Here is a 25702-nt window from a genome sequence, read left to right as displayed (position 1 = left end):
GAACGACACCCACTCAATCGTCGTCAAAACCCTCCAGCTGCTGGCGGCAAGGGGCGACGTGCAGGAGGGCGCGCCGTCGTACGCCATGGACCGCTACAAACTCCTGGACGTCACGGCGGGAACAACAGGAGGAGCCAGCGGCGACTCCTGAACCGCCGCCGCCGGTTGACCCCAAACCCGATTTTCCCCACCATCACCCTCGCCTCGCAAGCTCGGCCGGGGAACCCTGCGGGCGTGGGCCCAGACTAAGCCAAGGGAACTGACACCAACAAAAAGCGGTAATACTGGAAAAGCCCTTGAGCCGGCGTGACTCATCAAAAAACTGACGCGCCTGGCGGCACTGTCTTTCTGACGATCTGTCCGCCGGCTCAAGGACCAAAATCATCGCCGGTATCGACACCCATCACGTGGCCATCCCCAGGACTCTCCGCGGCGCGGGGGTGGACGTGTTGGAGGCTAACCGTCCAAACCGGAGGGTGAAGGCAAACGGGAAATCATGCGCTGCAACGACAGCCTCGCCACGGCCGATCGCCAATGGCTGACCGAGCAACAGCTGGTCGCTTAGCGCATCACCAGGGCCCCTGGAGCACGGCATTTCTTGGCCATACTGGGATCAAGCTCGGGCAGGTATCGCAGATGTATGGTTGTGCTGACGAAAAGTTACGGCACGTCCAACACGAGGAAGCCACGAGGTGCATGCGTGAACGAGTACGAGGCTTCGCTGGTCATCAAGTCGGGAGCGCAACTGCTGTCTTCGGCTTCTTCCGACCCCCGCTCGGAGGAAGGCTACGCGGCGGTCCAGGCCAATATCTCGGAAGCCCTGGAGTGCATAGCGGAAGCTCTTGACAACTTTGAAGCCAGTTCGGGAGCACCCAGCCGTTCAACCGGCTGGGTTCAGGACCTTCGCCGCGTAGCGGACGACCTGGGGGAATGATAGGGCTGAAACGCCGATGACAGCGAGTGGCCCTGACGAGGCGCCTTTCGATGAAGCACGTTTTGATCGGACCGTGCTGGTCTTCAATCCCGGCAAGCCTGGTATGACCGCCAGGATCAACGAGCTGCAACGGGAACTCGCCGCCGGAGCACCGGATCTGCAGGTTGATTTGCTGCCGACCGACTTTGCGGGGCACGCGCGGGACCTGGCACGGTCCGTGGCGGCCACGGGGTCTCCGCTTATTGTTTCCGTTAGCGGCGACGGCGGGTACAACGAGGTTGTCAACGGGGTGATGGACGTTCCAGACAGCAAGGCTGTGTGCACAGTCGTCGCGGCAGGTAACGCCAATGACCATCACCGGAGCATGCCCGCAAGACCGTTGCCGGAGGCTGTCCGGGACGGCCCGGTCCGGCACATCGACCTGCTGCGCATAACGTTTGGGAAGGAACAACCGGTACAGGTCCACTACGCACATTCCTACATCGGCTTCGGACTTACGCCGCTCATGGCAATCGGAATCGAGAGCGGGGGAAAGGGCAAAATCCTCGAACTTGTGTCCGTCGCCCGCACACTCTCTCACTTGAGCCCGTTCGAGCTCGTCCGGGCAGACGGGGCCACCGCCCGCTTGGACAGCCTGATCCTGGCCAATATTTCGCGGATGGCAAAGTATGGGACGGTCAGCGAGTCCGTCGGCCCCGATGACGGCCGTTTCGAGGTCGTATCGCTCCCGCACTCCGGCCGCTGGAAGATGGCATTGATGACTCTTCGGGCCGTGACCCTGGGACTAGGGAATCAACCAAGCGTCAGCAGCTACGCATTCACCACACGGGATGCCGTTCCTTGCCAGATTGACGGCGAGGTCAGGCATCTTCCCGCCGCCACGCATGTTCTTGTGGAGAGCGCGAAGGGCGCCCTGGCGGTTATCTAATCCAGGGCGCCCTTGCCCTCCACTCAACTGGCTGGCTGCCGGGCTCCCCCACCAACGGCGAGGATCCCAGGGAGGCGCATCGGCGGCCTCCGAGGCTGCGTTAGGAGGGTACCTGTATCGTTCGAAGTCAGGAACCTTTCGGTTCCGCTACAGGAGCGATCATGGCTGACAAATCCCCCCGCCAAACAGCGTCCAAAAAATCATCCAAGACCATCAAGGAAAAACGCGCAGACAAGAAGGCTGCGTCGGCGCCGCCGCCCGGCTTCGGAGACAAGGCCACCGCCGCCAAGTCGACAAGCCCCAGGAAGAAGTAACCGGTATGACCGATTACCTCACCCTCGGCGTCCTTTCCAGCACACGAAAACCTGACGAGCGGCGCCTGCCGATACACCCCCTGCATCTGAAGCGCATCGCCCCCGAAATCCGGCGGCAGCTGATTTTTGAGGAAGGCTACGGCGAGCGTTTCGGCGTGTCGGACTCCCAGCTGGCATCACTCGTGGGCGCATCGTCCCGCGCGCGCAATTGTTGGCGGAGGCCGACATCGTCCTCCTGTCCAAGCCGCAGCCCGAAGACCTTTCCGAACTACGTGACGGGCAGGTCCTTTGGGGTTGGCCGCACTGTGTCCAGGACGGGGCCATCACCCAGTTGGCAATCGATAAGAAACTCACGCTTATCGCCTTCGAGGCGATGAACCATTGGGCCAGCGACGGCGGATTCGGGCTGCACGTTTTCCACAAAAACAACGAACTGGCCGGCTACTGCTCCGTGCTGCACTCTCTGGCCCTGACCGGCTCCACCGGGGACTACGGCCGGAGACTCAGCGCCGTCGTCATCGGCTTCGGCGCGACCGCGCGAGGGGCCGTCACCGCCCTCAACGCCCATGGCATCCATGACGTCCAGGTCCTGACCAACCGCGGGGTGGCCGCCGTGGGTTCGCCCATCCATTCGGTGCGGATTGTCCAGTTCGATCACGACCCCAAGGCGCCGTTCCTCAGCGAGGTCATCACCGAACGCGGGCGGGTCCCGCTGGCACCGTTCCTGGCCGAAAGCGACATCGTGGTCAACTGCACCCTCCAAAACCCCAACGCACCCTTGACCTACCTGCGCACCGAGGACCTGGACGCTTTCCGGCCCGGCAGCCTGATCGTGGACGTTTCCTGCGATGAGGGAATGGGCTTTAGCTGGGCCAAGACCACCACCTTCGCCGAGCCGATGTTCACGGTAGGTGACCACATCGATTACTACGCGGTGGACCACAGCCCCTCCTACCTCTGGAAATCCTCCAGTTGGGAGATCAGCGAAGCCCTGCTGCCCTTCCTGGAAACCGTGATCACCGGTCCCACAGCCTGGACGGGAAACGAGACCATCAGCCGCGCGATCGAAATCCGCGAGGGCGTGGTCCTGAACCAGGACGTGCTGCAGTTCCAGCAACGGCAGCCGGAGTACCCCCACTACCCGATACCCGCCTAGAAGGCTGCGTCACCCCAATGCCCACGTTGGGCGAGCGGTTGCTCGACCTCGCTCGGTTGTAGCGGCCGGCTCGAAGTTGTGACGCTCCCCCATTCCGGGCGCTGGAAGATGGCCCTGATGACCCTTCGGGCTGTGATGCTGGAAACGCGGGAATCAAGCAAGCGTCAGCAGCTACCTCTTCACCACACGTGATGCTGTTCCTTGCCGAGGAACAGAACCGCAAGGTGCCGGGACGGGGCAGAGCGATTTCGGGAACAATGGCATGCGGATCCACGGGTGAAGCCGCCGGGACCGGCAGGTGCCGGAGAGACCGCTGATAGGGGTCTTTATCCCCTGAGCAGTACAACTAATCCGCCCCCCGCCCAGCAGCGTTGCTGATCCAGGGACGCTGCCCGGACCGGTAGGCCGACGCGATCACTGGTTCGAGTTCGTCGATCACGGTACGGTTCCCGGGGAGAACCACATGGGCGAGAAATTCCGATTCGAGCGTAGCAACCCCGGCTGCCACCGCTGCGAGTTTGGCCTCAGTCGATAGGGCGAAGGCATGCCAAAACCTGCGGGCATTGAGTTCCAGGACTTTTGCTGTAGCTTCCCGGCCAGGGACCTCCGCGGCGCCACCCGGGGCAGCAGGGATTCCGTCGGGCTCTGGCAAAGAGATGACCATGCGGAACTGCCTTCCGCGGGCCCTGAACGCGATGGCGCTGAGGTGTCCGCGCTGACTGCAACGAACATCCGTCGCCCCAAAGTCCAGGAGCGCCCGCTCGACATGTTCCTGTGAAGCCCCAACGCTGAAGGAGTCACCACGCGTGTAAAAACTCCGGGAATCAAAAGGTGTCATGGTCCAACTATGCGCTCCCATGCCGCCCTTCGACTGCTTCAGCCCATCGGCGGGATGAACAAAGCCGCAGGAACGATTTTCTTGGGGAACTCCAGGTGCCAAGGGGTCCGCCGGGCCTAGTGTTGGCTGTGTCGGCACACGCCGCGCTACTACCCTCAGGGAGGGTGCATGAACTGCAACCAGTCCAGCTCCGAACAATTCATGCTGTATCTGAAAAGTCTCGGTGGTTCAGAAGCTGACGTCGCCGGACCTGCCTGCGCGGTCAGCGATGAGGACACCGTGGAGAGCGTAGTTTCGCGGATGAGGAGGGAGAAGTATGCACACGGTAAGAACCTGGTGGACCCTGCAATTCTTCAGGCCTCCGCGCAAGTCCTAATCAGCAGGCGCGACGAGAACAAACCCCTCTACCTGCCCCGACATCCACAAGAAGGGGACTATCAGCTGGATATCCAGCTCACTGATTCCGACACAACCAGGGAAACCATTCCCATGAAGAGCCTGAAAGAGGCCAAGGTTTGGGCAAGGGAACGACTCGACACGGTAGGCGCCCAAGCCGGTGTTATCTACCTCTCCACCCTTGGCAGCACTGGACCGGGAACGGGGACACTCGCTTCCAACTTCGAACGATCCGTCGGCTGGCTGGTACCGATAAACACACCGCCCGCCACAACAGAATGAAGGACATCCTCGACTGGATCGGCCGAAAAGGAAAGCAATCTCCACATCCCCGGCTGATCGGTTACGCAGTCAGCAGTTCTGCAGCTTCGTGCTCGCAACCACGTCCGGACTGACCAACTGAGCCAAACGTGAACTTGACGCATAAAGGCATCGACGGCGGCCCTCACCTGATGGTGGGGGCCGCCGTCGTGCTTCTTTGCGTTAGGTCAGGGACGCCTGCGGTCGACGACGAAGCCTGTCGCTGCGCTCTCGCGGACTGCCGTGATGCCGGCAGTGACTGCCTTGATGTTGGAAAAGCTGGGCGAAACCGCCACCACGGTTCCGTCATCCGCCGTCAGCCTGAAGCGGTATTGCCCCGCGCCTGCTGTCTCGATTACGAATGTGCCTGCCATAGATGCTCCTTCCGACAACTGCACCGTTGCAGCCGCCATTACGACCCCCAATTGCCAACACGACGTGTTCGACGTTAGCCGCCATTCACTGAACCAACCACCCCTACTACCGGGTAGTCTTTGCGCCTTAAGGTGGTAAGCATGGTTTCCTTCCTTCCGTCCACCACCGGTGTACTGCTGTCAGCGGGTGCCGGCACCCGCTTGGGCCGGGGCCCGAAAGCGCTGCTTCCGTTCCGGGGCCGCACCCTTGTGGAGGTCCTCGCCGACGTGCTGCTCGACGGCGGCTGCCGCGAGGTTGTGGTGGTGCTGGGCGCTGGCGCCGCGGACGTCGCAGGGCGGACGGATCTCGCCCGGCACACCGTGGTGGAGAACCCAGAGTGGGCCGGCGGAATGGGCAGTTCGTTCCAGGCAGGACTAAATAGCGCGCGCCACGAAGACCACGTGCTGGTGGCGCTCGTGGACCAGCCGGGGCTGACGGCGGAAACTGTCGCGCGGCTCCTGCGGTCGCACCATCCGGGCCGGGTGACGGCCGCGGCCTACGCCGATGATTCCGGGAAGCTCCGCCGCGGCCACCCGCTGCTGCTCGATGCAACGCTGCGGGCCCGGGCCTCCGCATCTGCAAAGGGCGACGCCGGTGCCCGGCTTTTCCTGCAGACGCACCCGGAGCTGATCGACCTGGTGGACTGCACGGACCAGTCCGGCGGCGAAGACCTCGATACCCCGGACCAGCTGCACCTGCTGGGCTAGGTCAACAGTTCCTGCAGCCCCTGTTTGAAGCGGGCCCTTCCGCCGTGGGCAGGGTGCCTGATTTTCGGCACGTCCATGCCGCTGCGGCGGAGGCTCGTGTGCGCCACGTTGCCCACGGCCACCACGGTTTCGACGGGAAAGATCTCGGTCAGGGCCTGCCAGAACGGGGTGCCCAGCGCCGCTTCCGCGGGTGTTGGCGTGCGGTTGGACAGCGGCTGTTCCGGAACATGCGTATGCCAGGGGCAGGCACTCCACAGCAGAGGAAGGAAGTCGAGCTCGGCCAGCACCTCCCACATGACCGTGGCCGTCGGCTCGGCGGCGACGCCGGCAGCCTCCGGCGGCAGCACGTACCCCTGCCCGGAACCGAACATCCCAAAGGAATTAGGAGGTCCCTGGAACATGGTGCGGTTGGTGAAGGGAACACCGGTAATACGCATGCCCCGGAAGCCCGGCGCCTCGCCCACCAGGAGCACCCTCGGTGCCCGGTCCAGCATGTCCCCGAGATAGGTCGCCAGGTTCCGCCGGCGCAGGGCATTGGCTGGGACCGAATGGTCGAAGAAGTTGTTGCAGCCCGGCCCGGTTTTCACGGCGCCGAGCCGGTTAACAAAGTCTTCGATCGATGAGGTCACGGATCACCAGCGGGGGTGGACAGCCTCGCGGAAGTAGTGGTCGTAGATCCAGCGCACGCCTTCGTCGAACTCCGGGCCGAGCACTGTGGCGGCCGCGGCGGCGTTGGCCCGGGCCTGCTCCACGGAACGGGCACCGGGAATGACGGACGTGACGCCGTCCTGGGCGGCGACCCACGCGATCGCAGCCTGCGCGGTCCCCGAGCCCTCCGGCACCAGCTGCTCAAACTCGGCCACTGCCTTGAGCCCCAGCTCGTAGTCCACTCCGGAGAAGGTTTCGCCGACGTCGAAGGCGTCCCCGGCACGGTTGTAGTTGCGGTGGTCGTCCTTAGCGAAGACGGTCTCCTTGGTGTACTTCCCGGACAGCAGGCCGGAGGCGAGCGGAACCCGGGCAATGATGCCCACGCCAGCGGCCTTGGCCGCGGGGAGCACCTCGTCCAGCGGCTTGAGCCGGAAGGCGTTCAGGATGATCTGCACGGATGCGGTGCCCTCGTGGCGCAGGGCTTCGAGGGCTTCGTCGGTCCGTTCCACGCTGACGCCGTAGTTCCGGATGGCGCCCTCGGCGACGAGGGTGTCCAGGGCGTCGTACACCTCGGCCCGGCTGTACACGGCGGTGGGCGGGCAGTGCAGCTGGACCAGGTCCAGGCTCTCGGTCCGCAGATTGCGGCGCGAACGGTCCACCCACTCGCGGAAGTTGGCGAGGTTGTAGTTCTCCGGGCGCTGCTCCAGCCGGCGGCCCATCTTCGTGGCCACCGTGATGCCCGTGCCCGGGTTGTCTGCGAGGAACGCCCCGATGGCCTGTTCGCTGCGGCCGTCCCCGTAGACGTCCGCCGTGTCGAAGAAGGTCACGCCGGCATCAGCAGACGCCGCGAGGATGGCCTGCGCCTGTGCCGGGTCAACGTTGCCCCAGTCCGCGCCGAGCTGCCAGGTTCCCAGTCCAACGACTGAAACGTTCCGTCCGGTCTTGCCTAAGATGCGCTGTTCCATCCCCCGACTATATGTTGCCGAGCCCACGCGGGCTCACTTCGCGCGCCCGGTCGCGGTTCATGGGGCGAAAAGTGACTCCGCGTTGCCTGGACCGGCGGAAATGCCGGCAGCGGAAATGCTCTCGCCAGTGGGAACGTTGGCAGCGGGAATGCTCTCAGGAACGAGTCGCGCCTCCTTCAGCCCGAGGTAGATCTTGTCCGGGGCGATGGGCAACTCGGCGAACCGCACGCCGGTGGCATTCCGGATGGCATTGGCCAGCGCGGGCGCGACGGGGTTGAACGGGCTTTCGCTCATGGACTTTGCCCCGAGCGGTCCCATCGAATCGTGGGTGTCGGCGAAGTACACTTCGCTGCGCGGCACGTCGGCGAAGGACGGGATGTGGTACTGCCGGAGGATGTCCGTGGTGACCCGGCCGCCGTCGTCCACGCGGACCTCCTCGTAGAGGGCGGCACCCAGGGCCTGGGCAATCCCGCCCTCGATCTGGCCTCTGCACTGCCGCGGATTCACCACGACGCCGGCATCGGCCGCCTGCACGCTCTGCAGGATCCGCAGCTCACCGGTCCCGGTGTTTACGGCCACGCGGAAGCCGTGGACGTTGAAGGCCACCGAGCGCGGCGTTCCGCCCCAGCGCCCCTCGGCCTCGAGTTCGACGCCGGCCTGCCGGCCGGCGTCGAACAGTTCAGTAAGCGGAACCCTGGTTCCCTCGCAGACGACGGCGTCGCCGTCGAGCACGCATCCGGACGACTGGATCTGCCGGATGCCGGCGGCGAACGCCCGGATCCGCACGGCCAGTTCCTCGGCCGCGGCCAGTGTGGCCTTGCCCGCCACCACCGTTCCGGCCGAGCCGAAGGCGCCGGTGTCGTGCTCGATCAGGTCAGTGTCGGACTGCCGGACGGCAACCCGCGCGGCCACCGTGGACAGCGCCGTCGCCGCCAGCTGCGCGTGCACCGTGGTGGTGCCGTTGCCGAATTCGGCGGTTCCGACGTCGGCGGCGTAGGTTCCGTCGGCCAGGAGCCTGAGCCTGGAATGGGCGAAGTGGCCCCGCGGCGGCACGGTGTCGATCATGGACAGCGCCGTGCCCTCCCCCGTGACCCAGTCCGGTCCCAGGTCATCCAGCCCGGCGGACCGGTAGCGTTCGCGGCCGCGCTCCAGCGCGTCCTGCACCAGGCGCGTGCACTGGTCCAGCCCGTAGCTGCCGTAGTGGACGTCCTCCTCAGGCTCGGCATGGGTGGAGAGCATGTCATCGCCCTCGCGGACCATGTTGCGTCGGCGGAACTCCAGCGGGTCCATGCCGATGCCCGCGGCCAGCTCGTCGACTGCGGACTCGATGGCGAAGATCATCTGGCTGAGCCCGTAGCCGCGGAAGGCGCCGGACGGCACGGTGTTGGTGTAGACGGCGAGCGCGTCCACCTTCTTGTTGGCGCACTTGTAGACGGCCAGGGATTCGCCGCAGCCGTGGAACATGACGCCTGGGGCGTGGTTGCCGTAAGCCCCCGTGTTGGTGAGGACATCCAGCTGCAGCGCCGTAAGCCGGCCGTCGCTGCTGGCGCCCGCCTTGAGCTTTATGGTGAACGGGTGCCGCGTGGTGCTGGCGGTGAACTGCTCGGTCCGGGTGAACTCCAGCTGCACGGGCCGCCGCAGTTTCAGGGCCGCGAGCGCGGCGATGTCCTCCGTGAGGACCTCCTGCTTTCCGCCGAAGCCGCCGCCCACCCGGCCGGCCACCACGTGGACCTGGTCCTCCGGCAGTCCGAACACGCGGCACAGGGTACGGCGCACCAGGAACGGAACCTGGCTGGAGGTGCGCACCTGCAGCCGGCCGCCGTCGTCAACGGAGGCGATCGCAGCGTGGGTTTCCAGCGCCACGTGCTGGACGCGCTGGGTTCTGTAGGTCTGCTCATGGATGAAGTCGGCCTGCGCGAAGCCGTCGCTGACGCTGCCCAGTTCGGAGTGCAGCTCGGCCACGATGTTCCGCTCCGGCTGGGCAATCCGCGCTGTGCCGGCATCTTTGTCGCCGTGCACTGCGGGGGCACCGGGCCGGATGGCGTCCTGCGGGGTGAACACCGCTTCGAGTTCCTGGTATTCCACCCGGACCGCACGGACGCCCGCCTCCGCCGCGCCCACCGATTCGGCGACGACGGCGGCCACCCGCTGTCCGCGGAATCTCACCACGGTGTCCAGCAGCCGGGTGTCGTCGGGGTCGTCGGTGTAGAGCTCGTGCTGGGCGCTGGAATATAGCTGGTCCGAGGCGTCCTCGGCGGTGAGCACGGCCACGACTCCCGGCACCTCCATGGCAGCCGAGGTGTCGACGGACAGGACCCGGGCGTGCGCATGCGGCGAGCGGACGAGTTTCATGTGCAGCAGGCCGGGCAGCGCCTCGGGCGGGACGTCCAGCGTGTAGCGCGCCTGCCCCGTGACCACCGCGCGGCTGGCCGGGGCCGGAACGTCGTCGCCCAGCCGGCCGGGCTCCGGCGCGGGCTGCCCCTGGCCGGCGATTCCCGAGCCGGGGCCTTCCGGGGCAGGATGGCCTTCGTGGCCGCAGACGGCGTCCGCGATGGCCCGGTACCCGGTGCACCGGCACAGGTTTCCCTTCAGGTTGCGCGGCAGGTTTTCCTTTTGGGCGTCGTCGAAGGTGGCTGCCGTCATCACCATGCCCGCGGTGCAGAAGCCGCACTGGAAGCCCTGGCGGTCCAGGAACTGCTGCTGCATGGGGTGCAGGTCAGCTCCCTCGCTCGTGGCTGCGAGGCCTTCGATGGTGGTGACGGCATGGCCTTCGGCGCGCACGGCCGGGTAGATGCAGCTGTGCACCGGTGTGCCGTCCACGTGCACGGTGCAGGCACCGCAGTCGCCGCCGTCGCAGCCCTTCTTCACGCCGAAGTTGCCCTGCTCCCGAAGGAACGTGCGCAGGCACTGGCCCGGGCGCGGCTGCGCCTGAACGGGCGCGCCGTTGATTTCCATGGCCATGCTCAGGCCCCTCTCTTCGTCTGTTGCGTCTGCGGCCGGGCCGGCAGCTGTGTCTGCTGCGGTGGCCAGAAGTCGCCGGACACTGCTGCAGGCGCTCCGGCCGGCAGTCCCAGTTCTGCCCGGATTTCCTCGGCCAGACGGTGGGTCATGTCGCGGCGCCACGCGGGCAGCCCATGGATGTCGTCGTGGTACAGGTCCGCCGGGATGGCGGCCCCAAGTTCGTCCGCCAGCTCCGGCGCATCCGGCAGGGATCCGAACCGGAGCTGCACGGGCCGTTTTGTGGCGGCGGTGACGGTCAGCGTGAACCGGCCCCCGCCGTCGAGCCTTCCGATCAGCAGCACCCCCGACCTGCCGAGGTTGCTCAGCGAGAGCCGGCGGAACGCCACGCGGGAGGACAGGGCCGACGCCGGCAGGCTGACGCTGCGGAGCAGCTCGCCGGGTGCCAGCGCGTTTTGCCCGTCCCCTGTGATGAAGTCGGCCACCGGCAGTACCCGGCGGGAGCCTCCCGGGCCGAGGACCGTGGCCGTGCCGTCCAGCCCGGCGCACAGCGAGATCATGGGCCCGGCCGGCAGGGATGTGCACAGGTTGCCGCCCACGGTGGACATGTTCCAGACCTTGAAGGACGCCACGAACGAGTCACAGCAGGGCCGGATGAGGTCCAGGCCGGGCCAGTCCGTCGTGCCGGTGGCCGCTTCTGCCAGCTTCTCCGGGAGCGCGTACAGTTCAGCGACGGTGCAGGTGGCGGCCAGTTCGATGCCGTCCGCGGTCACAGTTACGGGCTGCCAGCCGGCGGAGCCGAGGTCCAGCAGACGCCGCAGCGGCTCGGGGCCGAAGGCGGTGCTGCCGTAGGAAAAGAGGACGGTGCCGCCCGCGAGCCAGGCGTCGCCCTCGCGCCAGTCGGCGGGGTCGGTGGTGCGGACCACCGCCTCGATGGTGTTCATGTCCATGCGATCTCCTGGGATGCCTGAAGGGAATGGATGGGTCCGCTGCCGTCCCGCAACGGAGGGCAGGTGGCGGAACCGGTGCGCGCCGCAATCAGCTCGGCGGTGATGGAGACCGCCACTTCCGCCGGTGTGACGGCGCCGAGGTCCAGGCCGATGGGCGAATGCAGCCGGGCCAGCCGCTCCGGTGCGACGCCTGCCTCGAGCAGCCCGTCGATGCGCTGCCAGTGGCTGCGGCGCGAGCCCAGCGCGCCGACGAACGCAATGTCCAGTTCCAGCGCTTCCTGCAGCAGGGGAATGTCGAACTTGGGATCGTGGGTCAGGACGGCGATCACCGTGCGGGAGTCGATGCGCCCCGCGGCGGCTTCCGCGGCGAGGTACCGGTGTGGCCAGTCGGTGGCCACCTCGTCCGCTGCGGCGAAGCGCTCCTGCGCTGCGAACGCCGGCCGGGCATCGCACAGCGTGACGCGGTAGCCGAGCAGCTTGGCGGCCGGCACCAGCGCCGCGCCGAAGTCATTGGCGCCGAACACCAGCAGCCGGGCCTGTGGCATGCGGCTCTCCACCAGCAGGGTCACTGGCTCGGGCGACGTCACCCCACCCTCCGCACCGCGGGCGCCCCGGACAGAAACGCCACAGCCCTGCGGCGGCGCCAGCCGGACCAGCCCGGTCCGGCCGCCGCGCAGCAGCGGTTCGAGCTGGGCAGCGGCAGCGAGGAGTGCTTCCTTCCGGGACTCAGCGCCCAGGTTCATAGCGTCCAGCCCCAGCAGTACCGCGAGCTCCGCCGATTCCGCAGCCAGGAAGCTCCCCGGATCAGGAACCACGACGGCGGCGGGCGGCTGGGCGGCCACCTCGGCCGCGGTCCCGGCACCCCCCAATGCGCTGGCGGACAGGGTTTTGCCGGACAGGTTTCTGCCGGCCACAGTCCTGCCCGCCGGCGCGTCGATGCGCCGGATCAGGGCCAGCGGCCGTTCGGGGTCCCCGCCCGCGAACTTCCGGAGGGCCCCGAGCCCCGCGGCGCTGCCGTCCAGGGGCTGAATATGGACCGCCAGCTCACCGCCGCAGGTGAGCCCGACGGCGAACGCGTCCTCGCTGCTGAAGCGGAAAGCCTCAAGGCGGGTGCCGCCGTCGGCCATCACTTCCAGCGCCGAGGCAACCACGGCTCCCTCAACACAGCCGCCGGAGAGGCTGCCGAGGATCTCGCCCGACTCGGACACCAGCATGGAAGTCCCGGGCGGCCGCGGCACGGAGCCGCTTGCAGTAATGATGGTGGCGATGGCGCAGCGTTCGCCGGCGGCCACCGGGCGCCAGCCGGCCAGAGAAGGCATCAGATTCAGCATGGCAGCACTCCCTCTTCCCGTGCGATGGTGCCCATTCTCGTTCCTATCCTTGGTAGTTGAAAGCGTTCGACGCCGGTCCGGCCCAGCGACGCGCAAACGGTCCCGGGATGCGCGGACTCCCGTGTCCTCCGGCCATTTGCGCGTCGCGGGGCTTTTTCCGCGTCCCTACGCCCCGAGCAGTGCGCTGACCGGACCCCGCGCGAAGTAGACCACGAAGCCCACCGTCACCACCCACATCAGCGGACGGATCTTCCTCGCCTTGCCGGAGGCCGCGCCGATCACGGCCCAGCTCACGAAGCCCACGCCGATCCCGTTCGCGATCGAGTAGCTCAGCGGCATGGTGACGATCGTCAGGAAGGCCGGCAGTGCCACGGCGAACTTGGTGAACTTGATCTCGCGGATCTGCGCCATCATCATCGCGCCCACCACCACCAGGGCGGCAGCTGCCACCTCGAGCGGCACCACGCTGGTGAGCGGGGTGAGGAACATGGAGCCCAGGAACAGCGCGCCGGTGACCACCGAGGCGAGCCCGGTGCGCGCCCCCTCGCCGATCCCCGCAGCGGAGTCGATGTACACGGTGTTGGAGGAGCCCGACGTGCCGCCGCCCACAACTGCGCCCACGCCTTCGACGATGAAGGCGGACTTGAGCCGGGGGAATGTGCCGTCCTTGTGCGCCACGCCTGCGCTCTTCGCCAGCCCGGTCATGGTGCCCATGGCGTCGAAGAAGTTGGTGAACACGAGCGTGAACACCAGCATCGTTGCGGCGAGGCCGCCGATCCGGCCGAAGGCGCCAAACAGGTCGAACTGGCCCACCAGGCCAAGGTCCGGTGCGGAGACGAGGTGGCCCGACAGCACCGGCGTGTTCAGGTGCCAGCCGCCGGGGTTGGTTTTGCTGGCGGGGCCGATGTGCAGGACTGCCTCAACGACGGCGGCGAGAACGGTGGTGGCCACGATGCCGATGAGCAGGCCGCCCTGGACCTTCCGTGCGACGAGGATGCCCATGACCAGCAGGCCCACGATGAACACCATGGTGGGGATGGAGGTGATGGAGCCGTTGTCGCCGAGCTGGACCGGCGGGCCGCCGGTGGTGGCTTTGACGAAGCCCGAGTCAACGAAGCCGATGAAGGCGATGAACAGGCCGATGCCCACCGTGATGGCGGCCTTCAGTTCCTTGGGCACGGCCCTGAAGATCGCGGTCCGCGCGCCGGTGACACCGAACAGTACGATCAGGATGCCGTTGATGACCACCAGGCCCATGGCCTCGGGCCAGGTGACCTCGTGGATCACCGCCACCGCGAGGAAGGAGTTGATGCCCAGTCCCGCGGCCAGGCCGAACGGCAGGTTGGCGATCAGGCCAAACGCGATGGTCATGACGCCGGCCGTCAGCCCGGTGACGGCGCCCACCTGCGCCGCCGAGAGCCAGCCGCCGGCGACGTCGGTCGGGGCGTTGTCGGCACTGAAGCCGCCGAGGATCAGGGGATTCAGGATGACGATGTAGGCCATCGTGAAGAAGGTGACCAGTCCGCCCCGCACCTCGCGGGCCACGGTGGAACCGCGCCGGGTGATGTGGAAGAAGCGGTCAAGGAACGAGTTCGACGCCGGGGGTTTGGGGCTGCTGCTCCGCTGTGCTTTGCCGGTTGCCGGGTTCTTTTCGGGTGCCGCCGTCTGCCCTGCACCCGGAAGCGCAGCCTGCTGTTCAGCGGTATTGTCCAGGATAGTCATGTCAGACACCGGGCCCTAGTAGTCAATCCTGGAGTCGAGCGTGTTCCAGGTGTTGAACGGCTCGAGGATGGCCGGGGCTTCGGGGTGGCCGAGCTCCAGTTTGGAGACCGGCATCAGGGCGTGGCGGTCCTCGTTGTCGAAGTACTCGTAGAAGACGGCGTCGTCGAAGCCCACGGAGGCCGCATCGTGCCGGTCCGCGGCGAAGACCACGCGGTCGATGCGGGCCCAGAGCGCCGAGGCGAGGCACATGGGGCATGGCTCGCAGCTGCTGTAGAGGGTGGCCCCGCGGAGGTCGAAGGTCCCAAGCCCGCTGCACGCGCGGCGGATGGCCGTGACCTCGGCGTGGGCGGTGGGATCGTTGTCGGCGGTGACCCGGTTGACGCCGTCGAACGCCTGACCGTCGGCGGTGACGATCACGGCGCCGAACGGGCCGCCGCTGTTCAGGACGTTGGCTGTTGCCAACCGGATGGACCTGGCCAGGAATGCCTCGGCCGTGACGGTGGTACTCATGATGCGACTCCCTTTGCTGTGGAAGCCGGTACCCCGCGGGCGGAACGGAAAAGGACCAAGTGCGACGGTTACCAGGCTTCAGCATGTGCTTTTGAAGGTTAAGTTGCGCCTGGTAGATAGCTTCCCCGGAGTCCGGGTGCCCGCCTTTGGCAACTCGAGATTAGCACCGGAATGTGGCCCGCGCCATAGTTTCTGGAAACTTAATTTCGCAATGTGAAATGCGTGTTTCCGACGGCTCACGGATGGCTGCTTCCGGGCCTCCACTTCAAGGCCTGTCACAAACCGCGCCCGTTGACCGTCCTCCCGAGGCCGCCCTACGCTGGTGCCGACGTGCCGCCCGCGGGCTGCATGTCCCCTGGATCAGCAGACAGGACCACTGAGCTGGAAAGTATCAGCACGCTCAGACAAGGACCCTCATGACCCAGCTCCCTGCCATCCCATCAACGCTCCCCACCGAATCCCGGCTCTGGATCCGGAACCCGCTGGCGGCCTTCACCGCCAACGGCCTCGACGCCTCAGGCGGACTGGTGGTGAGCGGCGGAAGGATTGTGGAGGTGCTTGGCGCCGGCCAGACGCCCTCCGCTCCCTGCCAAGAGACCTTCGACGCCGGGAGCCACGTCCTGCTGCCCGGCCTGATCAACACGCATCACCACTTCTACCAAACGCTTACCCGCGCCTGGGGTCCGGTGGCCAATGCTTCCCTGTTCCCCTGGCTGCAGAACCTGTACCCGGTCTGGGCCCGGCTGACCCCGCGGGACCTTGAACTCGCAGCCACCGTGGCCCTCGCCGAGCTGCTGCTCTCCGGCTGCACCACCGCCGCCGACCATCACTATCTCTTCCCTGCAGGCATGGAGGACGCGGTCGACGTCGAAATCGGCGCTGTCCGACGCCTCGGCATGCGGGCTACGCTGAGTCGGGGCTCCATGACGCTGGGAGAGGACGACGGCGGGCTGCCGCCGCAGTCGACGGTACAGGCACCGGAGACGGTGCTGGCGGACAGCGAACGGCTGATTCGCGAGTACCACGAGCGCGGGGACGGCGCCGTGATCCAGATTGCGCTGGCGCCCTGCTCGCCGTTTTCCGTCACCAAGGAGATCATGGCCGAGAGCGCCGCGATGGCGGAGCGGCATGACGTCCGGCTGCACACCCATCTCGCGGAGACCCTCGACGAGGAGCAGTTCTGCCTTGAGACGTTCGGGCTGCGCACCGTGGACTACCTGGACAGTGTGGGCTGGCTGACGGACAGGACGTGGCTGGCCCACGGCATCCATTTCAGCGACGCTGAAATTGCCCGGCTGGGAGCGGCGGGAACCGCCGTCGCCCACTGCCCGACGTCGAACATGCGCCTCGCGTCCGGCACCGCCCGGGTGCTCGAACTGGAGGAAGCGGGAGTGCCCGTGGGGCTCGGAGTGGACGGATCGGCGTCGAACGATGCGTCCAACATGATTCTCGAGGCGCGGCAGGCGCTGTACCTGCAACGGCTGCGCTACGGCGCGCACGTGCCGGTGGAGCGCGCACTCGGCTGGGCCACCCGCGGCTCGGCGGCGGTACTGGGGCGGCCGGACCTCGGCCAACTGACGCCCGGCATGCAGGCGGACCTCGCCCTGTTCCGGCTGGACGACCTGCGGTTCTCCGGCAGCCACGATTCCCTCGCCGCCCTGCTGCTGTGCGCCGCCGACCGCGCGGACCGCGTGATGGTGGGCGGCGAGTGGCGTGTGGTCGACGGGCAGATTCCGGGACTGGACGTGGCCGGCCTCATCGCGGAGCATTCGGCGGCAGCGCGGCGGCTGGTGAACGGCTGACGCCCCGCCGTTTCGACGGTTCCCTGCGCACACGATGCTGCGAAACGTCGAGTGGGCATGGAACCATCGAAATGGAGGCCCGCCAACTGCTAGCGTGGCGGCATGACTCCGTCGAAGACGCCGGCCGAGATCCTGGACATTGCCGGCACCGAAGTCCGCATCTCAAGCCCGGACAAGGTGGTGTTTCCTGAGCCCGGGCTGACGAAGCTCGACCTGGTGCGCTACTACCTTGCCGTCGCGGACGGTGCGCTCCGCGGCGCAGGCGGCCGGCCGATGGTGCTCAAGCGCTTTCCGAAGGGGATCGACGCGGAGGCTTTCTTCCAGAAGCGCGTGCCCGACAACCACCCCGATTTCATCGACACGACGACGCTGCACTACGCGTCGGGAACGTCCGCGGAGGAGGCGGTCATCCGGGATGCCGCGGGCCTGGCGTGGGTGGTGAATCTTGGCTGCCTCGACCTCAACCCGCATCCGGTGCGCGCCGAGGACCTTGACCACCCGGACGAGCTGCGGGTGGACCTCGATCCGATGCCGGGGGTCGACTGGTCCCAAATCGTGGACGTCGCGTATGTGGCGCGGGATGTGCTCGACGACGTCGGGCTCGTGGGCTGGCCGAAGACGAGCGGGTCGCGGGGTCTCCACATTCTGGTGCGCATCGCGCCGGAGTGGACTTACCGCGATGTGCGGCTGGCCGCCGAGACCCTGGCCCGTGAGGTCGAAAACCGCGCCCCTGGCCTGGCCACCGCCCGGTGGTGGAAGGAGGAGCGCGGCGAGAGCGTGTTCGTCGACTTCAACCAGAACGCGAAGGACCGCACCGTGGCATCGGCGTACTCCATCCGGCCGCTGCCCGACGCCCGGGTCTCGACGCCGCTCACCTGGGACGAGGTCCGCTCCGCCCGGCCGGAACAGTTCACGGTACTCACCGTGCCGGAGCGCTTTGCCAAGGTGGGCGACCCCCACACCGGCATCGACGACGCCGTCGGCAGGCTCGACGGGCTTCTCGCCCTGGCTGCCGAGCTCGGCCCCGCCGAGAAGGCGCCGCGCGGCAACGGCTCCGGCCGCCGGCAGTCGGTGATGCCGCTCATTGAGGTGGCCCGCACCAAAACCAAACCGGAGGCACTCGCCGCGCTCGACGAATGGAAGTCCCTGCACGCGGATGTGGTGCCCTCGCTGCATGCGGCCGACGTGATGGTCGACGGAATGCGCGGGTCAAGCTCGCTCTGGTACCGGGTGCGGGTGAACCTGCAGCATGTCCCCGAGGCGGAGCGCCCGCCGCAGGAGGAGCTAATCGCCGACTACGACCCGTGGGCCGGCAAGGAATGGCCGGGCCGCCCTGGTTCTCCGCCGCCGGCCTGAGGACGCAGAAACTGTCCCGCGACACAGAAACTGTCCCGCGACACAGAAATGGTCCGGCCACACCTGTATTCTGGTGTCGCAGGACCATTTGCGCGTCGTGTGGCGATTTCCGCGTCGCCAGCGGCCGCCCCAGGGCTACGGCCGCCGGCCGAAGACCGGAAGCGCCCGCAGCCACCGCGACAGGCCGCCGGAGCGCCGGTCACAGTCCGCCGGTATGTAGAAGTCGGGATCCGTGGCGCCGAACGGCAGGTACAGCTCCTGGCCGGGTGCCGGGAATTCCGCGACGTTGTTCTTATCCTGCGAGTCCATCTCTTCCTCCTCGTTTCTTGTGCTGATCCGCCAAGATGTTTTCCGTATAGCGGAAAATAGTTTTTGATATGTGAAATCTTACGGATGACCTGTGGACGCCGTCAAGACCTCTCGGCCCGCCCACCCGCCGTCGTCGGTCACAATCAGTTTTTTGAATCTGTGATGTACACCACCGGAATGCTGCGCTACGCTTTAAATCAATTCGTGGCGCACGTCACGTAACCTGGGAGCAGCAGGCAGGGTCGTAATGAGCTGGCATCAACTGATGTCGGCTCATTTTTTGTTTGGGTCGACGCCACACGAAATGCGTGGGAAACACGCACTTAATTTCTATGTGGGACTTTCATTCCACATACGGGAAGTTGGGAACAGACCATGAGCAACAAGATCGTCCTCGGCCACAACCAGTACGGCAAGGCCGAAGTCCGCGTCGTCAAGATCACCCGCGACACCGACCGCCACGAGATCGAGGACCTCAACGTCACCTCGCAGCTCCGCGGTGACTTCGAAGCCGCCCACCTTAAGGGCGACAACGCCCACGTGGTGGCCACCGACACCCAGAAGAACACCATCTACGCCTTTGCCCGCGAAGGGGTCGGCTCCCCCGAGGCGTTCCTGCTGCGCCTCGGCGAGCACTTCACCTCCAGCTTCGACTGGGTCACCGGCGGCCGCTGGGAAGCCGAGTCCTACGCCTGGGAACGCATCCAGGCGCACGGCAGCGCACACGACCACTCCTTCGTCCGCAAGGGCCAGGAAGTCCGCACCGCCGTCCTGGTCCGGGACGGGGCTGCCACCCACCTGATCTCCGGGCTCAAGGACCTGACCGTCCTGAAGTCCACGCAGTCGGGCTTCGTCGGGTACCCGAAGGACAAGTACACCACCCTGCCGGAGACCACCGACCGCATCCTGGCCACCGACGTCTCGGCCCGCTGGCGCTTCAAGGCCGGCACGGATTTCAGCTCGCTGGACTTCAACAAGAGCTATGACGACGTCAAGAGCCTCCTGCTGGAAGGCTTCACCGAGAACTACTCCCACGCCCTCCAGCAGACCCTGTTCGACATGGGGGCCAAGGTCCTGGAAGCCCACAGCGAGATCGAGGAAATCAAGTTCTCGATGCCCAACAAGCACCACTTCCTCGTGGACCTCTCGCCGTTCGGACTCGACAACCCCAACGAGGTCTTCTTCGCGGCCGACCGCCCGTACGGACTCATCGAGGCCACCGTCCTGCGCGACGACGCGGAAGCAGCCGACGCCGCCTGGTCAGGCATCGCCGGCTTCTGCTAAACCGAGCCCCGATGATTTAGCCGGGGCCCTGCCTGCCGGGTTCCCTAGCCGAGCTTGCGAGGCTAGGGGGCAGGTGGGGAGCGAAATCCTCAGGTCCCGACATGCTCGACCACCGGGCACGCCGGCCCGCCGGCACCCAGGCCGGCGCCAAGCAAAACGGCCCCGCGCCACAAGTCTCAAATTGTTAGCCAGACATTGTTAGCCAGACGAAGGCGTCTGCCATGAACCAAGAAAGTCTGCCATGAACATCACCAAGAAAAGCCGCCCAGCGGCCACCCGCCCGGAAGATCAGCGCCTCTCGATCGGCAGCACTTTCGCCTACGGGTTCCAGCACGTTCTCACCATGTACGGCGGCATCATTGCACCGCCCCTCATCATCGGCGCCGCGGCCGGCATGTCATCCCAGGACATCGGCCTGCTGATTGCCGCCTGCCTCTTTGTCGGCGGTCTGGCCACCATCCTGCAGACCGTCGGCATCCGCTTCTTCGGCTCCCAGCTCCCGCTGGTCCAGGGCGTCTCCTTTGCCGGCGTCTCCACGATGGTGGCGATTGTCCACGGCGGCGGCGGAATTCAGTCGGTCTTCGGTTCCGTGATCGCGGCCTCGCTGATCGGGCTGCTCATCACCCCGCTGTTCTCCAGGATCATCAAGTTCTTCCCGCCGGTTGTCACCGGCACCGTGATCACCACCATCGGCCTTACGCTGATGCCGGTGGCCGCCAACTGGGCGATGGGCGGCAACAAGGCGGCTCCCAACTACGGCAGCATGGCCAACATCGGCCTGGCCGCCGCCACCATGGCGATCGTCCTGCTGCTGAGCAAGGTGGGCAACGCCGCCATCTCCCGGCTGTCCATCCTCCTGGCGATGGTGCTGGGAACCGGCATTGCATTCGCCTTCGGCATGGCGGACTTCTCCAAGGTGGGCACGGGCGAGATCGTCGCCTTCCCCACGCCGTTCGCCTTCGGACCGCCGACGTTCGAGATCGCAGCGATCATCTCCATGCTGATCGTCATCCTGGTGACCCTCACCGAGACCTCCGCGGACATCATCGCCGTGGGCGAGATCGTGGGCACCAAGGTCGACTCGAAGCGCATCGGCGACGGCCTCCGGGCTGACATGCTCTCCAGCGCCATCTCCCCGCTGTTCAACTCCTTCACCCAGAGCGCCTTCGCCCAGAACGTCGGCCTGGTGGCCATCACCGGGGTCAAGAGCCGGTTCGTGGTCAGCGCCGGCGGCCTCATCCTGGTCATTCTCGGCCTCCTTCCGGTTCTTGGCCGGGTGGTGGCAGCGGTGCCGACGCCCGTCCTGGGCGGTGCCGGCGTCGTACTCTTTGGAACTGTTGCCGCCAGCGGCATCCGGACGCTGTCCAAGGTGGAGTACCGGAACAACATGAACCTGATCATCGTGGCCGCATCCATCGGCTTCGGCATGATCCCCATCGCGGCACCGGCGTTCTACGACCAGTTCCCGTCCTGGTTCAGCACCATCTTCCACTCCGGCATCAGCTCCGCCGCTGTCATGGCCATCCTGCTGAACCTGCTCTTCAACCACCTCAAGGCGGGCAATTCGGAGAACCAGTCAGTGTTCGTGGCGGGCACCGGACGCCTGGTCAAGGAGGAGGACCTGCACTGCCTGGCCGACGGAGACCGCTTCGAAGGCGGGAAACTGATCGACTGCGACGGCAAGGAAGTCCCCATCCAGTCGTCATCCAAGTCCGAACACTAACAAGCGCGAACAAGCAGGTAATGCCCTCAAATCCCGGATTTGAGGGCATTATCTGCACGTTCGCGCTGTAGTGAAGAACGACGGCGGGGGGTCAGTTTTGGTTGAGCTCGTCCGAGATGGCCTGGGCTGCTTCGCGGAGGAGCGGCACGGCGCGGTCGGCGAAGGACTGGTCCACGCGGGAGACCGGCCCGGAGACGGAGATGGCAGTGGGCGTGGGCGCGTTGGGCACGGCCATGGCGAAGCAGCGCACGCCGAGCTCCTGCTCCTCCTCGTCAATCGAGTAGCCGCGTTCCCGTATCCGGTTCAGGTCCGCGATCAGGGCGTCGAAGTCGCCGATGCTCTTGGCCGTGGGCGTAGGCATGCCGGTGCGGGTCACAATGCCGCGCACCACCTCATCGTCCAGCTGCGCCAGAATCGCCTTGCCGACGCCGGTGTCGTGCGTATGCGCGCGGCGGCCCACCTCGGTGAACATGCGCATCGAGTGCAGCGACGGCACCTGGGCCACGTAGATCACCATGTCCGAGTCCAGCACGGCCATGTTGGAGGTCTCCCCCAGCCGGTCCACAAGGGACTTCAGCTGCGGCCGCGCCAGGGCACCGAGTTGCTTGTTGGCGCCTTCGCCAAGCCGGATCAGCCGCGGGCCGAGTGCGTAGCGGCGGTTGGGCAGCTGACGGATGTACCCCAGCGCCACGAGCGTACGCAGCAGCCGGTGGATCGTGGGCAGGGGCAGGTCCGTGGAGGAGGAGAGCTCGCTGAGCGTGACGTCGCCGCCGGCGTCGGTGATCAGTTCCAAAAGTTCAAAGACGCGCTCAACGGACTGCACGCCTCCGGAGGCCTTTTCAGCCATGTAGCACTCTCCTGTTGCCTTGATTACGACAACTCTTATCCGCATCGTGAAAAAAGTTGCTTAGACAGCCAAAGATACAGCACGGCGCAAGGCCGCGTCGATGGAAGCAATCAGGGCTTGTGTTTCCATAAAGTAGATAATAATCTCCATAATACGAAAACATTTAGCAGAAGAGCCCACCCCAGCGATGGGCCCGACCAGGAGGACATTCAATGGCGAACCCGAGCCCCGGAAACTCAATCACCCTGCGCGTGGAGGCACCGTCGAGCTTCACGGCCACCAGCGAGCTGGCGGCCGCCGTCGGTGCGGCCGGAGCAGCGATCACCGCACTGGACGTCACCGAGTCCCACCACGAGACCCTTGTTGTGGACGTCACCTGCAACACCACGGACCAGGACCACGCGGACCGCGTGAAGGACGCGCTCAACGCGCTCGACGGCGTCACCGTGCGCAACGTCTCCGACCGCACCTTCCTGATGCACCTCGGCGGCAAGCTCGAGGTGGTCCCGAAGGTTGCGCTGCGCAACCGTGACGACCTCTCCCGCGCCTACACCCCCGGCGTCGCCCGCGTGTGCCTTGCCATCGCGGAAAACCCCGACGCCGCCCGGAACCTCACGGTCAAGCGGAACACGATCGCCGTGGTCACCGACGGTTCGGCCGTCCTGGGCCTCGGCAACATTGGCCCGGCCGCCGCCCTTCCCGTCATGGAGGGCAAGGCCGCGCTGTTCAAGCAGTTCGCCAACGTCGATGCCTGGCCCGTCTGCCTGGACACCCAGGACACCGAGGAGATCATCAAAATCGTCAAGGCCCTGGCGCCTGTCTACGGCGGCGTGAACCTCGAGGACATCGCGGCCCCGCGCTGCTTCGAGATCGAAAACCGGCTCCGCGAGGAACTGGACATCCCGGTCTTCCACGACGACCAGCACGGCACCGCCATCGTCACGCTCGCCGCCCTGGTCAACGCCCTGCGCGTCGTGGGCAAGAAGCTTTCCGAGGTCAAGATCGTGGTTTCCGGTGTCGGCGCCGCTGGCTCAGCGATCATCCAGCTGCTGAAGGCCCAAGGCGCGCAGCACATCATCGCCGCCGGCCGCTCCGGCGCCATCCACTCGGGCGAGAAGTACGACGACGAGCACCGCACCTGGATCGCGGCGAACACCAACGCGGAAGGCTTCGACGGCACGCTGCACGAGGCCCTCAAGGGTGCGGACGTCTTCATCGGCGTGAGCGCCCCGCATGTGATCGGCGAGGAGCAGGTTGCCTCGATGGCGGACAAAGCCATCGTTTTCGCCATGGCCAACCCGACGCCGGAAATCGACCCGACAGTGGCCTCCAAGCACGCCGCCGTCGTCGCCACCGGCCGCAGCGACTTCCCGAACCAGATCAACAACGTCCTGGCGTTTCCTGGCTTCTTCCGCGGGCTGCTGGACGCCGGGGCATCGGACATCACGCCGGAGATGCTGGTGGCTGCCGCCGAGGCGATCGCCAACCGGGTTGCTGACGACGAGCTCAACGCCAGCTACATCATCCCCAGCGTCTTCGACCCCCACGTGGCCGCCGACGTCGCGGCAGCAGTCGCCGCCGCGGCCCACGCCGCCGCGGGTACTGGCATCGCGAAGGCAACAGCGGAAGACTCAACAGAAGAAGCAGCTTCTGCTGCGGCAGACACAGCAGCTCTCGCCAACGCCTGAATCAGCCCTAGAAAGGACCCACAATGGCTATCACAGTCACAGACCCCCGGCCGATCGAGCGTGCGGAGGAGATTCTCACCCCGAAGGCACTCGCGTTCGTGGAGGAGCTCCACAAGCGCTTTGCCGGCCGGCGCGGCGAGCTGCTCACGGCCCGCAAGGCCAAGCGTGAGCAGGTGGCCCGGACCGGCAGCCTGGATTTCCTGCCGGAAACCAAGGACGTGCGCGACGGCGACTGGAAGGTTGCGCCGGCACCGGCGGCGCTGCAGGACCGCCGGGTCGAGATGACCGGCCCGGCTTCGCCGGCCAAGATGGCCATTAACGCGCTGAACTCCGGCGCCAAGGTGTGGCTCGCGGACCTTGAGGACGCCAGCACGCCCACGTGGGACAACGTCATCGACGCCATCCTCAACCTCCGCGATGCCGCCACCGGGACGCTGAGCTACACCTCGCCGGAGGGCAAGGAGTACCGGCTGCGCACCGACGCACCGCTGGCCGTCGTCGTGGCCCGCCCCCGCGGCTGGCACATGGAGGAGCGGCACCTCCTGCTCGACGGCGAACCCGCCGTCGGCGCGCTGGTGGACTTCGGCCTGCACTTCTTCCACATCGCCAAGCAGCTGGTGCTCAACGGCCAGGGCCCGTACTACTACCTGCCCAAGATGGAGAGCCACCTCGAGGCCCGCCTGTGGAACGACGTGTTCGTCTTCGCGCAGGACTTCCTCGGCCTCGGCCAGGGCACCATCCGTGCCACCGTGCTGATCGAAACCATTCCGGCGGCGTTCGAGATGGACGAGATCCTCTACGAGCTGCGGGACCACGCCTCGGGCCTGAACGCCGGGCGCTGGGACTACCTGTTCAGCATCATCAAGTACTTCCGCGACGCCGGTGCCAGCTTCGTGCTGCCGGACCGCGCCACCGTAGCCATGACGGCGCCGTTCATGCGGGCCTATACGGAGCTGCTGGTCAAGACCTGCCACCACCGCGGTGCCTTTGCGATGGGCGGCATGGCCGCGGTCATCCCCAACCGCCGCGAACCCGAGGTCACCGCGCAGGCCTTCGAGAAGGTCCGCGCGGACAAGACCCGTGAGGCGAACGACGGCTTCGACGGCTCGTGGGTGGCCCACCCGGACCTGGTGCCCGTGTGCCAGGAGGTCTTCGATTCCGTGCTCGGTGACCGGCCCAACCAGCTGGACAAGCAGCGCCCGGAGGTATCGGTCACCGCCGGCCAGCTGCTGGACATCGCCTCCGCAGAGGGCCAGGTCACCGAAGCCGGCCTGCGCCTGAACCTCTACGTCGCGGTGGCCTACACCGCGGTCTGGATTTCCGGCAACGGCGCGGTGGCCATCCACAACCTGATGGAGGACGCCGCGACGGCGGAAATCTCCCGTTCGCAGGTCTGGCAGCAGATCCGCAACGAGGTGGTCCTCGCGGACACCGGCAACAAGGTCACCCGGGAGCTGGTCACCCGGATCCTCGCCGAGGAAACCGACAAGCTGCGCGGCGAGGTGGGCGAGGAAGCGTTCGCCCGCTACTACCAGCCCGCCAGCGCCCTGATCGGCGACATCTGCCTCTCGGAGGATTACACGGACTTCCTCACCACCCCCGCCTACGAACTGGTGGGCTGA

At 66.6% G+C, this 25702-nt stretch carries 22 protein-coding genes and 1 pseudogene; 12 read left to right on the top strand and 11 right to left on the bottom strand.

Annotated features, from left to right (window positions below):
- The first annotated feature begins 700 nt into the window (after positions 1–700).
- From G9E11_RS18555 to G9E11_RS18540, 4 genes and pseudogenes are all read left to right on the top strand, one after another.
- On the top strand, positions 701–934 hold the full coding sequence (locus tag G9E11_RS18555) for a hypothetical protein (protein WP_311764411.1): 234 nt from the start codon (positions 701–703) through the stop codon (positions 932–934).
- A gap of 16 nt (positions 935–950) precedes the next feature.
- Positions 951–1862: a diacylglycerol/lipid kinase family protein gene (locus tag G9E11_RS18550; RefSeq protein ID WP_190608543.1), complete on the top strand. Its 912-nt coding sequence runs from the start codon at positions 951–953 to the stop codon at positions 1860–1862.
- Between the two features lie 161 nt (positions 1863–2023).
- The gene (locus G9E11_RS18545) at positions 2024–2176 is read left to right on the top strand and encodes a hypothetical protein (protein ID WP_190608541.1); all 153 of its coding nucleotides are present in this window, start codon (positions 2024–2026) and stop codon (positions 2174–2176) included.
- Positions 2177–2181: 5 nt separating this feature from the next.
- A pseudogene (locus G9E11_RS18540) lies at positions 2182–3332 on the top strand (N(5)-(carboxyethyl)ornithine synthase).
- A gap of 346 nt (positions 3333–3678) precedes the next feature.
- Here G9E11_RS18540 and G9E11_RS21260 read toward each other — a convergent pair.
- On the bottom strand, positions 3679–3996 hold the full coding sequence (locus G9E11_RS21260) for a hypothetical protein (RefSeq protein WP_246469049.1): 318 nt from the start codon (positions 3994–3996) through the stop codon (positions 3679–3681).
- Between the two features lie 342 nt (positions 3997–4338).
- Between G9E11_RS21260 and G9E11_RS18530 the strand changes: the two genes are divergently transcribed.
- A complete protein-coding gene (locus G9E11_RS18530) occupies positions 4339–4848 on the top strand; it encodes a hypothetical protein (RefSeq protein ID WP_190608537.1) in 510 nt (169 codons plus the stop codon).
- A 206-nt stretch (positions 4849–5054) separates the two neighbouring features.
- Here G9E11_RS18530 and G9E11_RS18525 read toward each other — a convergent pair whose 3' ends face one another.
- Entirely contained in the window at positions 5055–5240 is a 186-nt protein-coding gene (locus G9E11_RS18525) for a YegP family protein (RefSeq protein ID WP_102974445.1), read from the bottom strand.
- 141 nt (positions 5241–5381) lie between these two features.
- Here G9E11_RS18525 and nboR point away from each other — a divergent pair, with 141 nt between their 5' ends.
- The gene (gene nboR, locus G9E11_RS18520; RefSeq protein ID WP_190608535.1) at positions 5382–5987 is read left to right on the top strand and encodes a nicotine blue oxidoreductase; all 606 of its coding nucleotides are present in this window, start codon (positions 5382–5384) and stop codon (positions 5985–5987) included.
- Here the strand turns inward: nboR and G9E11_RS18515 are convergent.
- The 7 genes from G9E11_RS18515 to G9E11_RS18485 all read right to left on the bottom strand — a co-directional run bounded on the left by G9E11_RS18515 (position 5984) and on the right by G9E11_RS18485 (position 15071).
- On the bottom strand, positions 5984–6616 hold the full coding sequence (locus G9E11_RS18515; RefSeq protein WP_190608533.1) for a uracil-DNA glycosylase: 633 nt from the start codon (positions 6614–6616) through the stop codon (positions 5984–5986). The genes nboR and G9E11_RS18515 overlap by 4 nt on opposite strands.
- 3 nt (positions 6617–6619) lie before the next feature.
- Positions 6620–7600 carry an aldo/keto reductase gene (locus G9E11_RS18510; RefSeq protein ID WP_190608530.1) on the bottom strand — a complete coding sequence of 327 codons (981 nt, stop codon included), beginning with the start codon at positions 7598–7600 and terminating at the stop codon, positions 6620–6622.
- Positions 7601–7657: 57 nt separating this feature from the next.
- Positions 7658–10561, bottom strand: coding sequence for a molybdopterin-dependent oxidoreductase (locus G9E11_RS18505; RefSeq protein ID WP_190608527.1), 2904 nt, complete (start codon positions 10559–10561; stop codon positions 7658–7660).
- Between the two features lie 2 nt (positions 10562–10563).
- Positions 10564–11508, bottom strand: a complete 945-nt coding sequence (locus G9E11_RS18500; protein ID WP_190608525.1) for an FAD binding domain-containing protein — start codon at positions 11506–11508, stop codon at positions 10564–10566.
- The gene (locus G9E11_RS18495; protein WP_190608518.1) at positions 11499–12839 is read right to left on the bottom strand and encodes an XdhC family protein; all 1341 of its coding nucleotides are present in this window, start codon (positions 12837–12839) and stop codon (positions 11499–11501) included. Before G9E11_RS18495 ends, G9E11_RS18500 begins: the two co-directional genes overlap by 10 nt.
- 165 nt (positions 12840–13004) lie before the next feature.
- Positions 13005–14561, bottom strand: a complete 1557-nt coding sequence (locus tag G9E11_RS18490; RefSeq protein ID WP_190608616.1) for an NCS2 family permease — start codon at positions 14559–14561, stop codon at positions 13005–13007.
- 15 nt (positions 14562–14576) lie between these two features.
- Positions 14577–15071 carry a nucleoside deaminase gene (locus G9E11_RS18485; protein ID WP_003806330.1) on the bottom strand — a complete coding sequence of 165 codons (495 nt, stop codon included), beginning with the start codon at positions 15069–15071 and terminating at the stop codon, positions 14577–14579.
- Positions 15072–15487: 416 nt separating this feature from the next.
- On the opposite strand from G9E11_RS18485, the gene G9E11_RS18480 reads away from it, so the two are divergent.
- Both G9E11_RS18480 and ligD read left to right on the top strand, forming a co-directional pair.
- On the top strand, positions 15488–16873 hold the full coding sequence (locus tag G9E11_RS18480; RefSeq protein WP_190608516.1) for an 8-oxoguanine deaminase: 1386 nt from the start codon (positions 15488–15490) through the stop codon (positions 16871–16873).
- Positions 16874–16975: 102 nt separating this feature from the next.
- Positions 16976–18229, top strand: a complete 1254-nt coding sequence (gene ligD, locus G9E11_RS18475) for a non-homologous end-joining DNA ligase (RefSeq protein WP_190608514.1) — start codon at positions 16976–16978, stop codon at positions 18227–18229.
- Positions 18230–18364: 135 nt separating this feature from the next.
- Here ligD and G9E11_RS18470 read toward each other — a convergent pair whose 3' ends face one another.
- Complete coding sequence (locus G9E11_RS18470) at positions 18365–18538, bottom strand: hypothetical protein (RefSeq protein WP_190608511.1); 174 nt, start codon at positions 18536–18538, stop codon at positions 18365–18367.
- A gap of 375 nt (positions 18539–18913) precedes the next feature.
- On the opposite strand from G9E11_RS18470, the gene pucL reads away from it, so the two are divergent.
- Complete coding sequence (gene pucL, locus G9E11_RS18465; RefSeq protein WP_190608509.1) at positions 18914–19822, top strand: factor-independent urate hydroxylase; 909 nt, start codon at positions 18914–18916, stop codon at positions 19820–19822.
- A gap of 241 nt (positions 19823–20063) precedes the next feature.
- Positions 20064–21545 (top strand): nucleobase:cation symporter-2 family protein, encoded by a 1482-nt coding sequence (locus G9E11_RS18460; RefSeq protein ID WP_190608506.1) that lies wholly within the window; start codon positions 20064–20066, stop codon positions 21543–21545.
- A gap of 91 nt (positions 21546–21636) precedes the next feature.
- Here G9E11_RS18460 and G9E11_RS18455 read toward each other — a convergent pair whose 3' ends face one another.
- Positions 21637–22392, bottom strand: a complete 756-nt coding sequence (locus G9E11_RS18455) for an IclR family transcriptional regulator (protein ID WP_190608504.1) — start codon at positions 22390–22392, stop codon at positions 21637–21639.
- 212 nt (positions 22393–22604) lie between these two features.
- Here G9E11_RS18455 and G9E11_RS18450 point away from each other — a divergent pair, with 212 nt between their 5' ends.
- On the top strand, positions 22605–24080 hold the full coding sequence (locus G9E11_RS18450) for an NAD-dependent malic enzyme (RefSeq protein ID WP_246469048.1): 1476 nt from the start codon (positions 22605–22607) through the stop codon (positions 24078–24080).
- 23 nt (positions 24081–24103) lie between these two features.
- On the top strand, positions 24104–25702 hold the full coding sequence (gene aceB / locus G9E11_RS18445) for a malate synthase A (protein ID WP_190608503.1): 1599 nt from the start codon (positions 24104–24106) through the stop codon (positions 25700–25702).

Source organism: Arthrobacter ipis (assembly GCF_014694315.1).
Classification (GTDB): domain Bacteria; phylum Actinomycetota; class Actinomycetes; order Actinomycetales; family Micrococcaceae; genus Arthrobacter; species Arthrobacter ipis.
Note: the sequence above shows the minus strand (reverse complement) of the source record. Positions and strands in the feature narration are given on the sequence as shown.